Source organism: Curtobacterium sp. MCLR17_055 (genome assembly GCF_003234305.1).
Lineage (GTDB): Bacteria > Actinomycetota > Actinomycetes > Actinomycetales > Microbacteriaceae > Curtobacterium > Curtobacterium flaccumfaciens.
Window position 1 is genome coordinate 151514 of the sequence record NZ_QKSX01000009.1, and the last position, 9059, is coordinate 160572.

The following is a 9059-nucleotide window of genomic DNA, read 5'->3' on the forward strand; positions in this document are numbered from 1 at the left end:
GGGTTGTGCACCCCGCGCAGAAAAGCGAACATCGTTCGGCGACTCGTGCAGGGCGAGCGCCGAACGACCGCGCGCTCGCACGGTCGGTTCCAGGGCAGGGGATCCATGACCACCACTCCGTCGACCGTCGCACGTGCGCGCCGACTCCCACGCATCGCCGGCGCCGTGACGGCACTGGCCCTGGCGGCGGGGGCGCTCGTGGCGACAGCCGAACCGGCAGCGGCCTCTGCGGTCTGGGTCGGCTCGGCCCCGGCCGGCACCAAGATCCTGCCCGGGGACCAGGTCACGTCGCCGAACGGCCAGTTCAAGCTCATCATGCAGGGCGACGGCAACCTGGTCGAGTACGGCATCGGCAACCGCGTGCTGTGGGCGTCGAACACCGCCGGCAACTCCGGCGCGATCGCCGTGGTCGGCAAGAACCGCGCCCTCGACATCACGAAGAACGGCAAGCGTGTGGCCCGATGGGCCTCGGCCGGCACCGTGAACTCGACCGCACTGAAGGTGCGCGCCGACGGCACGATGGCGCTGCTCGCCGGCAAGACCGTGGTCGTGAGCTGGAACGGCTACCAGGACCGCGTCCCGTCGGGGAACACCATCCTGGGCGGCACCGTGCTGCGATCCGACACCTCGAACACGCGCATCCTCAACATGCGCACCGACGGCAACCTGGTGCAGAAGGTCAGCGGTCGCGTCGTCTGGCAGTCGCGCACCGGCGGGCACCCGGGCGCCTGGGCCGAGCTGCAGGCCAAGGGCAACTTCGTCATCTGGACCCGTGACGCCTCACGCAAGAAGGTCGCGCTCTGGAGCTCGCGCACCAGCACCGCCGGGTCGGGCAACCTGCTCGTCCAGGTCGACGGCAACGTCGTGCTCTACGGCGCGAAGGACACCCGGGTCTGGTCGAGCCGACCGGTCACCGGCCTGGCCTGGCCCGTCAACGGCACGAAGATCACCGGCCGGTACGGCGACGACCGCGGCGCCGGGCACGTGCCGCGCTACCACCAGGGCACCGACGCCCCGGTGCCGGTGGGGACGGCCGTGTACGGCTCCGGGACCGGGACGGTCACCAAGACCATCGCGAACGACGCGGCCTACGGCAACTACATCGTCGTCACGTACGGCATGACGGCGGTGCTGGTCGCGCACCTCAGCAAGATCGAGGTGAAGCAGGGGCAGATCGTGAAGCTCGGCACCGAGATCGCGAAGTCCGGCAACACCGGGCAGTCGACGGGGCCGCACGTGCACGTCGAGACGCGGCGGAACGGCACCCTCGTCGACCCGCTGAAGAACATGCACTTCCGCTGAGGCGGGGCGGGGCGTGCGGGGCGCGGGCGTGGGGTTCGTCGCACGTCGCGTGTGTCGCGCGCGACCCCGCCCCGCGCATCGGGTGAGCAGAAAAGGTCGGGTGGCTCGAGGTCACTCGACCTTTTCTGCTCACTCGTTGGCCGCCCCCGCTCGGTGCGAGGGTGGCGACATCCCGCTCTGTCTCTGTCGCTTGCGTTGAGGAATCAAGGGCAGTGGACAGTGCAACACCGGGATCGTCGACGGGTCGACTCGGAGCACCGTCGGACGGCACTCCGAGTTCGCCGACGGCACCGCTCGGGCGTTCTTCAAGCAGTTCGAGCAGAACGACCAGTTCCCCGGCGCGATCTCGCAGGTCCGTCGGCTCGACCTCGCTGCCGATGCCCAGCGTGAAGCGATCGCCTTGGTCGCCGAGGTCGATCAGGACGACGTCACCGTGGTCATCCGTGCCGAGCTCGAACCAGCCCTGGCGCGCTCGCTCGAAGAGGCGACCGCGCTGCGCGCCGAGGCCGAGGTGAAGGAGGCCCGCGCGCTCTCGCTCCGCAGGGCCATCGCTGTCTCGCTGAAGGACGACGGCCTCACCCTGCGGGACATCGCGGTCGTCCTCGGTGTCTCGTGCCAGCGGGTGCACCAGCTCGTGCACGAGGGTGAGCCGGCGGCGCTCGCTGCGTCGTAGCCCGCGGCGCGGATAGCCTGGGCGGGATGAGGAAGCGCGGCGGAACGGTGCTCGTGTTGGTGGCGATCGGGGTCCTGGCGGGCGTCCTGTCCGGGCTGTTCGGCGTCGGTGGTGGGGTCATCGTGGTGCCGGCGCTCATGGCCTTCGCACAGATGGACCAGCGTCGGGCCTCGGCCACATCGCTCGTGGCGATCGCCCCCGCGGCCGTCGTCGGCGCGGTCACCTACGCCGTGCAGGGCGAGGTGCACTGGCTCGCGGCCCTGACCCTGGCGGTCGGCAGCGTCATCGGCGCCCCGATCGGTACCCGGCTCCTCCGTGCCCTGCCCCTCCGCGCGCTGCCGTGGATCTTCGTCGGGTTCATCGCCGTCGTGCTCGTGTCGCTGTTCACCACGGTGCCGACCCGCGGTGGCGAGGTGCACTTCGGCGTCGTCGAAGCGATCGTCCTGCTGCTGCTCGGGCTGCTGTCCGGGGTGCTGTCCGGGCTCGTCGGGGTCGGCGGCGGGGTCGTCATCGTGCCGGGGCTCGAGGTCGTGCTGGGTGCCGGCGACCTGCTGGCGAAGGGCACGTCGCTGCTCACGATGGTGCCGACGTCGGTGTCCGGGACGGTCGCGAACCTCCGGCGTCGCGCGGTCGACCTGCGGGTCGGGCTGACGGTCGGCGTCACCGCCGCCGTGTGCTCGCCGGGCGGTGCCGTGCTGGCGCGCCTGGTGGATCCGCAGGTGGGCACCTGGATGTTCGCGGCGTTCCTGGTGGTCGTCGCGGTCATCGTGCTCAGCCGCGGGCGTCGGAGGGCACCACAGAACGACGCGAGCGACGGGGAGGTCGCGTGACGGGCCTCCAGGCAGGGCGGGACGCGGAAGCCGTGCTGGCGGCATTCGCCCGCACCACCGGCGATGTCGCCGCGGCCCGCCGGGTCGCGCGGCAGTTCCACGACCTCGACGAGGGGGAGCGCTCGGCGCTGCTCTGGAGCGAGGACGACGGCGCGAAGCTCGTCGCCGTCCTGCTGTTCGTGCAGGCGATGCGGGCGCAGCCGGACCCGGAGCTCACCGACGAGTACCTGTCCGCGGCGAAGGCCGAGCGGCTCGAAGACCCGGTGCTCGTCGACCTGGCCGCCGAGGAACTCGTCGGCGCCCCGTTGGTGGGCGCCTCGACCGGTCCGCTGTTCGCGCTGGCGAAGTCCGACGTCGCGATGGTCCGTCGGATCGCGGTCGTGGCGACCCTGGCGTTCGTGAAACAGGGCGACGCCGAGGTGCCACTCGGGATCGCCGGCCGCCTGGTGCGGGAGCGCAGCGAGACGGTGCAGTCGGCGCTCGGGTTGGTCCTGCGCGAGACGGGGAAGCGGGCGTCCGAGGCGGCGCTCGTGGCGTTCCTCGAGCAGAGCGGCCGGTTCCTCAGCCCGGCTGCCCGCCGGACGGCGACCGAGCACCTGCCGCCAGGGGAGCGTGACCGGCTGCGGGGCTGACCGAGCGGCGCTGTGCTGTGCTGTGAACCGACTGTGCAGTCTGCCCAACCGACCAAATGGTCGGTTACGGTCGACCGATGACCACGACCAGCACCACCCCGACCCACCGCGCCTCCGTCCGTGAGTGGGCGTCCCTCGGCGTCCTCACCCTGGCCGTGGTGCTCCTGGCGATCGACGGCACCGTGCTGGCCCTGGCGGTGCCGTCCCTGACCGCCGACCTCGACCCGACCGCGACCCAGGTGCTCTGGATCGGCGACGTCTACTCGTTCGCACTCGCCGGGTTGCTCGTCACGATGGGCAACGTCGCCGATCGGATCGGTCGGAAGCGCCTGCTGCTCCTCGGCTCCGTCGCGTTCGGACTGGCATCGGCCGCTGCGGCCTTCGCCTCGAGCCCGGAGCTGCTCATCGCCGCACGGGCACTCCTCGGCGTCGCCGGCGCCACCCTGATGCCCTCGACGCTGTCGCTGGTGCGCACGATCTTCCGCGACCCGCGGCAGCGCACCACCGCCATCGCGGTGTGGTCCGCGGGCGCGACCGGTGGTGCCGCGGCCGGACCACTCGTCGGCGGGGCGCTGCTGGAACACTTCTGGTGGGGATCGGTGTTCCTCATCAACATCCCCGTCATCGCGGTGATCGTCGTCGCCGGGGCGTTCCTGCTGCCGGAGTCCCGCGGCGGCGCCCGGACCCCGATCGACCTGCTCTCCGCGGTGCTCTCGGTGCTCGCGATCGTGCCGCTGGTCTACGCCGTGAAGCACGTCGCCGGGCACGGGTTCGACTGGACGGTGCCGGCGACCGCGTTGCTCGGGCTCGCGTCGGGCTGGTGGTTCGTCCGGCGGCAGAAACGCCTGACCACGCCGCTCATCGACCTGCAGCTGTTCCGGATCCCGGCGTTCTCCGGTGCGGTGGTCGCGAACTCGCTGTCCGTCTTCGCGCTGAGCGGTCTGCTGTTCTTCTTCTCGCAGTACCTGCAGCTGGTGCGCGGGTTCACCCCGCTGCTCGCCGGAGCCGCGGAGCTGCCGGCCACCCTGGCGTCCATCGCGGTCATCGCCGTGATCGGCCTGCTCTCCCGTCGCGTCGGCCCCGGTCGCTCCATCGGCCTCGGGCTGGCGGTCGCCGCGGTCGGCATGGCCGGACTCGCCTTCGCCGAGGGGCTGCCGACGTACTGGGGGATCGCCATCGCGCTCGCCGTGGTCGGCCTCGGCGTCGGGGTGTCGATGACGCTGGCGACGGACGCGGTCGTCGCCGCGGCTCCGCGGGAGCGGGCGGGCGCCGCCTCGGCGATCTCGGAGACCGGGTACGAGCTCGGCGTCGCGCTCGGCATCGCGGTGCTCGGGTCGCTGCAGACCGCGTTCTACCGGTCGAACCTCGACCTCACGGGCGACAGCCTGGGTTCGGGGGTCGCGGACCGGGTCCGGGAGTCGCTGGCGTCGGCGAGCCAGGTACTGCAACCGGGGTCGCCGGTGCTCGAGCACGCCCGTGAAGCGTTCACCGGTGGCATGCAACTCGCCTCCGTCTGCGCCGCGGTGCTGCTCGCGGTCGCCGCCGTGGTCGCGCTCCGGGTCATCCCGAACCGGCAGGATGGACCGCATGACCACTGACCGCAGCACGGGCCCCGGCACCGGCACCGACGGCTCCCGCGACCGCGAGCGCACGCGGCAGGCCGTGCTCGAGTCCGCACGCCGATTGCTCGCCGAGCGCGGTACGCGGGTGAGCGTCGCCGAGATCGCGACCGAAGCCGGCGTCTCGAAGAGCGGGCTGCTGCACCACTTCCCGTCGAAGGACGAACTCCTGCTCGCGGTCGTCGAGCACGGGTTGGCCGCGTTCACGGACGAGGTCATGCAGCACGTGGACCTCGCCGAGAACCGACCGGGCAAGGTCCTGCGCGCCTACGTCCGGACGCTCTGCGGCGGCAGCGAGCAGGCGATGGACCTGTTCGCACCGTCGTCGCACTGGCCCGGTCTGATGGCCGTCCCGGGGATCGCCGCGGCCGTCGCCGCCGACGCCGAGCACTGGCGGACGCTGTTCGCACGCGACGGCCTGCCCGAGGACCGCGCACTGGTGGTCCGGCACGCGGCCGAGGGCCTCGCGGCCGCGGTCGGCATGCCGCCCTACCTGGACGAGCGGGAGCTCGCGGTCGCGCGCGACGCCTTGCTCGCCCTGGCAGAACCCGCCTGAGGCGACGGCCGGGAGGCCCGGTGCGAGTCCGCCCCGCCGCTGGCCGCCCGCGCGCACCGGCCCCACCGCTGGCCCGGTCCGACGCCTAGGCTGCGGGCATGCACACCGAGGTGCCCCGGATCGACGCCGGACTCGTCGAACGACTCGTCGCGGAGCAGTTCCCCGACTGGGCCGACCTGCTCGTGCGCGAGGTCGACCACCAGGGCTGGGACAACCGCACCTACCGGCTCGGGGACGCCCTGTCGGTGCGACTGCCGAGCGCGGCCGGCTACGTGCCGCGGTCGAGAAGGAGCAGGACGTCCTGCCGTACCTCGCCCGGCGGCTGGACGTCGCCGTCCCGGAGCCCGTGGCGCTCGGGGAACCGGGCCAGGGGTACCCGTTCCCGTGGTCGGTGCGGCGGTGGCTCGACGGGGTGCCCGCCGTGCAGGTCGACGACCTCGACCACGAGCGCTTCGCTGCCGGGGTCGGTGCCGTGCTCCGGCAGCTCCGGAGCGTCCCGGCGACGGGCGGCCCCACCGCCGGCGCGCACTCGTTCCACCGCGGCGAGCACCCGTCCGTGTACGACGCCGAGGTGCGGACGGCGCTCGACACGCTCGGCGGCGGCGGCGGCGGCGGCGGCAGGACCGGCGGTACCGTCGTCGACCGCGGCGCGTGCGAAGCGGTCTGGGCCGAGGCCCTCGCCAGCCGGTGGGACGGGCCGGCGGTCTGGTTCCACGGCGACGTCGCCCCGGGCAACCTGCTGGTCGACGACACCGGGCGGCTGTGCGCGGTGATCGACTTCGGCACGTGCGGCGTGGGGGACCCGGCGTGCGACCTCGTGCTCGCGTGGACGATGCTGGACGGCCCGGCGCGACGGGTGTTCCGGCAGGCGGTCGACCTGGACGACGACACATGGGCGCGCGCCCGGGGCTGGGCGCTGTGGAAGGCGCTCATCATGCTCGCCGGCAGTGCCGGACCGGGTGGTCGCGACGAGCACGAGCGGGTCCTCGCAGCCGTCCTCGCCTGAGGTCGCGACCACCGCTGTCCACCCGCGCCGACGTCCGCGAGGGGGACGCGGGGCTGGGAGCGTCCACGGGGCGGGCGCGTACCGAGGAGGGGAACGCGAGTCGTGCCTCCAGGCCGGCTCGAAGCGACCACGAGAGGAACGCAACGTGCGCGCACTGACCTACCAGGGCACCGAGAAGGTGTCCGTCGAGACCGTCCCCGACCCGACCATCCAGGAGCCGACCGACGCGATCGTGCGGATCACCTCCACGGCGATCTGCGGGTCCGACCTGCACCTGTACCGCGTGCTCGGCCCGTACATCGACCGCGGCGACGTCCTCGGCCACGAGCCGATGGGCATCGTGGAAGAGGTCGGATCCGGCGTCACGAACCTGAAGGTCGGCGACCGGGTCGTCATCCCCTTCAACATCTCCTGCGGCCACTGCTGGATGTGCCAGCACGGCCTGCAGTCGCAGTGCGAGACCACCCAGGTGACCGAGTACGGCACCGGTGCCTCGCTGTTCGGCTACACGAAGATGTACGGCCAGGTCCCGGGTGGCCAGGCGGAGTACCTGCGCGTGCCGCACGCCGACTACGGCCCCATCGTCGTGCCGGACGACGGCACCCCCGACGACCGCTGGCTGTTCCTGAGCGACATCCTGCCGACCGCGTGGCAGGCCGTGCAGTACGCCCAGGTGCCCGAGGGCGGCACGCTCGCCGTGCTCGGCCTCGGCCCGGTCGGCCAGTTCGCCGCCCGCATCGGCAAGCACCTCGGCTACCGCGTGCTCGCCGTCGACCCCGAGCAGGTCCGCCGTGACCTCGGGGCGAAGCACGGTGCCGAGGTGTTCGACCTGACGAAGGACCTGGTGCCCGAGCTCGTCGACCTGACCGACGGCCGTGGCCCCGACGGGGTCGTCGACGCCGTCGGCATGGAGGCCCACGGCAACCCGATGGCGGGCTTCGCCCAGCGCGCCGCCGGCCTGCTGCCCGACAAGCTCGCGCAGAAGGCGATCGAGACGGCCGGCGTCGACCGCCTGGCGGCCGTGCACGCTGCCATCGACCTGGTCCGCCGCGGGGGCACCGTCTCGCTGAGCGGTGTCTACGGCGGCATGGCCGACCCGATGCCGATGATGACGCTGTTCGACAAGCAGATCACCATCCGCGAGGGCCAGTGCAACGTGAAGCGCTGGATCGACGACATCATGCCGCTCGTCTCCGACCCGTCGGACCCGCTCGGCACGCTCGACCTGACCACCCACCGCGTCTCGCTCGAGGATGCCCCGCACATGTACGAGGTCTTCCAGAAGAAGCAGGACGACTGCGTCAAGGTCGTGCTCGACCCCGCGATGGCCGCGGCCTGATGCGCATCGTCGTCGTCGGCGCGACCGGCAACGTGGGGACGGCGGTGCTCCGTCGGCTCGCGGCCGTGCGCGCCGACGGCGACGGTGACGGCGGCCGTCACGCCGCCGGTGACGTCGCGCGTGACGCTGCCGGCGTCCAGATCGTCGGTGTCGCCCGGCGCCTGCCGGACCTGCGCGCGGAGCCGTATGCTGCTGCCGTCTGGCACGCCGTGGACGTCGGCGCCGCGGACGCCGTGGACCAGCTCACGGCCGTGTTCCAGGGCGCCGATGCCGTCATCCACCTGGCGTGGGCGCTCCAGCCGACGCACGACATCCCCGCGCAGCACCGCACGAACGTGACCGGGACGGCGAACGTCCTGGCGGCCGTCGCGCGCGCCGAGGTACCCCAGGTCGTCGTCGCGTCGTCGGTCGGTGCCTACCGCGGGGTGGACGTCGACGGCAAGCGCACCCCCGTGGACGAGAGCTGGCCCGCCGACGGCATCCCGACGGCGACGTACTCGATCCACAAGGCCGCGAACGAAGCGGCGATGGACGCGTTCGAGGCCGACCACCCTTCCGTGACCGTCACCCGGCTCCGCCCGGGGCTGATCTTCCAGCGGGACGCCGCCGCCGAGATCCGGGGGCTGTTCCTCGGACACCTCGTGCCGATGTCGATCGTGCGGTGGATCCGCTGGCTCGTGCTGCCGTTGCCGTACCCGTTCGTGTTCCAGGCCGTGCACGCCGACGACGTCGCCGACGCCTACTGGCGCGCGGTCGACCGACGGGCAGCGGGGGCGTTCAACATCGCCGCGTCGCCCGTGCTCAACCCGCCGCGTCTGGCCCGGGCCTTCGGCATGCTCGGTGCCGTCCGGATCCCGCTGCGGTTGCTGCGTGGGATCGTGACGGTGACGTGGCGGCTGCGGTTGCAGCCGACGGACGCCGGGTGGATCGACATCGCCGCCGGCGTGCCGATCATGCGGACCGACCGCGCCCGGTCGGTGCTCGGATGGGAGGCCCGACACACCTCCGAAGAAGCGTTGCGTGCACTCGTGGCCGGGTTCGCGGACGGTGCGAACGTTCCGGGGTCGGGGCCGCTGCACGGCTGAGCGGGCTGGGGGTGGCC

The 9059-nt window shown here is 72.7% G+C and carries 9 protein-coding genes; all 9 read left to right on the forward strand.

Annotation, left to right across the window (positions count from 1 at the left end; translation table 11 throughout):
• Positions 1-105: 105 nt before the first annotated feature.
• The 9 genes from DEJ09_RS18485 (at position 106) to DEJ09_RS10075 (ending at position 9042) form a co-directional block, all read left to right on the forward strand.
• A complete protein-coding gene (locus tag DEJ09_RS18485; RefSeq protein ID WP_111028636.1) occupies positions 106-1302 on the forward strand; it encodes a peptidoglycan DD-metalloendopeptidase family protein in 1197 nt (398 codons plus the stop codon).
• 400 nt (positions 1303-1702) lie between these two features.
• Positions 1703-1975: a sigma factor-like helix-turn-helix DNA-binding protein gene (locus DEJ09_RS10040; protein WP_220034926.1), complete on the forward strand. Its 273-nt coding sequence runs from the start codon at positions 1703-1705 to the stop codon at positions 1973-1975.
• 26 nt (positions 1976-2001) lie between these two features.
• Positions 2002-2805, forward strand: a complete 804-nt coding sequence (locus tag DEJ09_RS10045) for a sulfite exporter TauE/SafE family protein (RefSeq protein WP_111088409.1) — start codon at positions 2002-2004, stop codon at positions 2803-2805.
• The gene (locus tag DEJ09_RS10050) at positions 2802-3437 is read left to right on the forward strand and encodes a DNA alkylation repair protein (protein WP_181433326.1); all 636 of its coding nucleotides are present in this window, start codon (positions 2802-2804) and stop codon (positions 3435-3437) included. Before DEJ09_RS10045 ends, DEJ09_RS10050 begins: the two co-directional genes overlap by 4 nt.
• 77 nt (positions 3438-3514) lie before the next feature.
• Positions 3515-5035 (forward strand): MFS transporter, encoded by a 1521-nt coding sequence (locus DEJ09_RS10055; RefSeq protein ID WP_111040079.1) that lies wholly within the window; start codon positions 3515-3517, stop codon positions 5033-5035.
• Positions 5025-5612 (forward strand): TetR/AcrR family transcriptional regulator, encoded by a 588-nt coding sequence (locus DEJ09_RS10060; protein WP_051597141.1) that lies wholly within the window; start codon positions 5025-5027, stop codon positions 5610-5612. Before DEJ09_RS10055 ends, DEJ09_RS10060 begins: the two co-directional genes overlap by 11 nt.
• 301 nt (positions 5613-5913) lie before the next feature.
• Complete coding sequence (locus tag DEJ09_RS10065) at positions 5914-6618, forward strand: aminoglycoside phosphotransferase family protein (RefSeq protein WP_258373861.1); 705 nt, start codon at positions 5914-5916, stop codon at positions 6616-6618.
• A 145-nt stretch (positions 6619-6763) separates the two neighbouring features.
• Complete coding sequence (locus tag DEJ09_RS10070) at positions 6764-7957, forward strand: zinc-dependent alcohol dehydrogenase (protein WP_071404842.1); 1194 nt, start codon at positions 6764-6766, stop codon at positions 7955-7957.
• The gene (locus tag DEJ09_RS10075) at positions 7957-9042 is read left to right on the forward strand and encodes an NAD-dependent epimerase/dehydratase family protein (RefSeq protein WP_111088412.1); all 1086 of its coding nucleotides are present in this window, start codon (positions 7957-7959) and stop codon (positions 9040-9042) included. Before DEJ09_RS10070 ends, DEJ09_RS10075 begins: the two co-directional genes overlap by 1 nt.
• The last annotated feature ends 17 nt before the right edge of the window (positions 9043-9059 follow it).

Excerpts from the sequence above, each read along its gene's own strand:
- DEJ09_RS18485 (WP_111028636.1), top strand. The coding sequence starts at position 106 with ATGACCACCACTCCGTCGACCGTCGCACGTGCGCGCCGACTCCCACGC.
- DEJ09_RS10045 (WP_111088409.1), top strand. The coding sequence starts at position 2,002 with ATGAGGAAGCGCGGCGGAACGGTGCTCGTGTTGGTGGCGATCGGGGTC.
- DEJ09_RS10055 (WP_111040079.1), top strand. The coding sequence starts at position 3,515 with ATGACCACGACCAGCACCACCCCGACCCACCGCGCCTCCGTCCGTGAG.
- DEJ09_RS10060 (WP_051597141.1), top strand. The coding sequence starts at position 5,025 with ATGACCACTGACCGCAGCACGGGCCCCGGCACCGGCACCGACGGCTCC.
- DEJ09_RS10075 (WP_111088412.1), top strand. The coding sequence starts at position 7,957 with ATGCGCATCGTCGTCGTCGGCGCGACCGGCAACGTGGGGACGGCGGTG.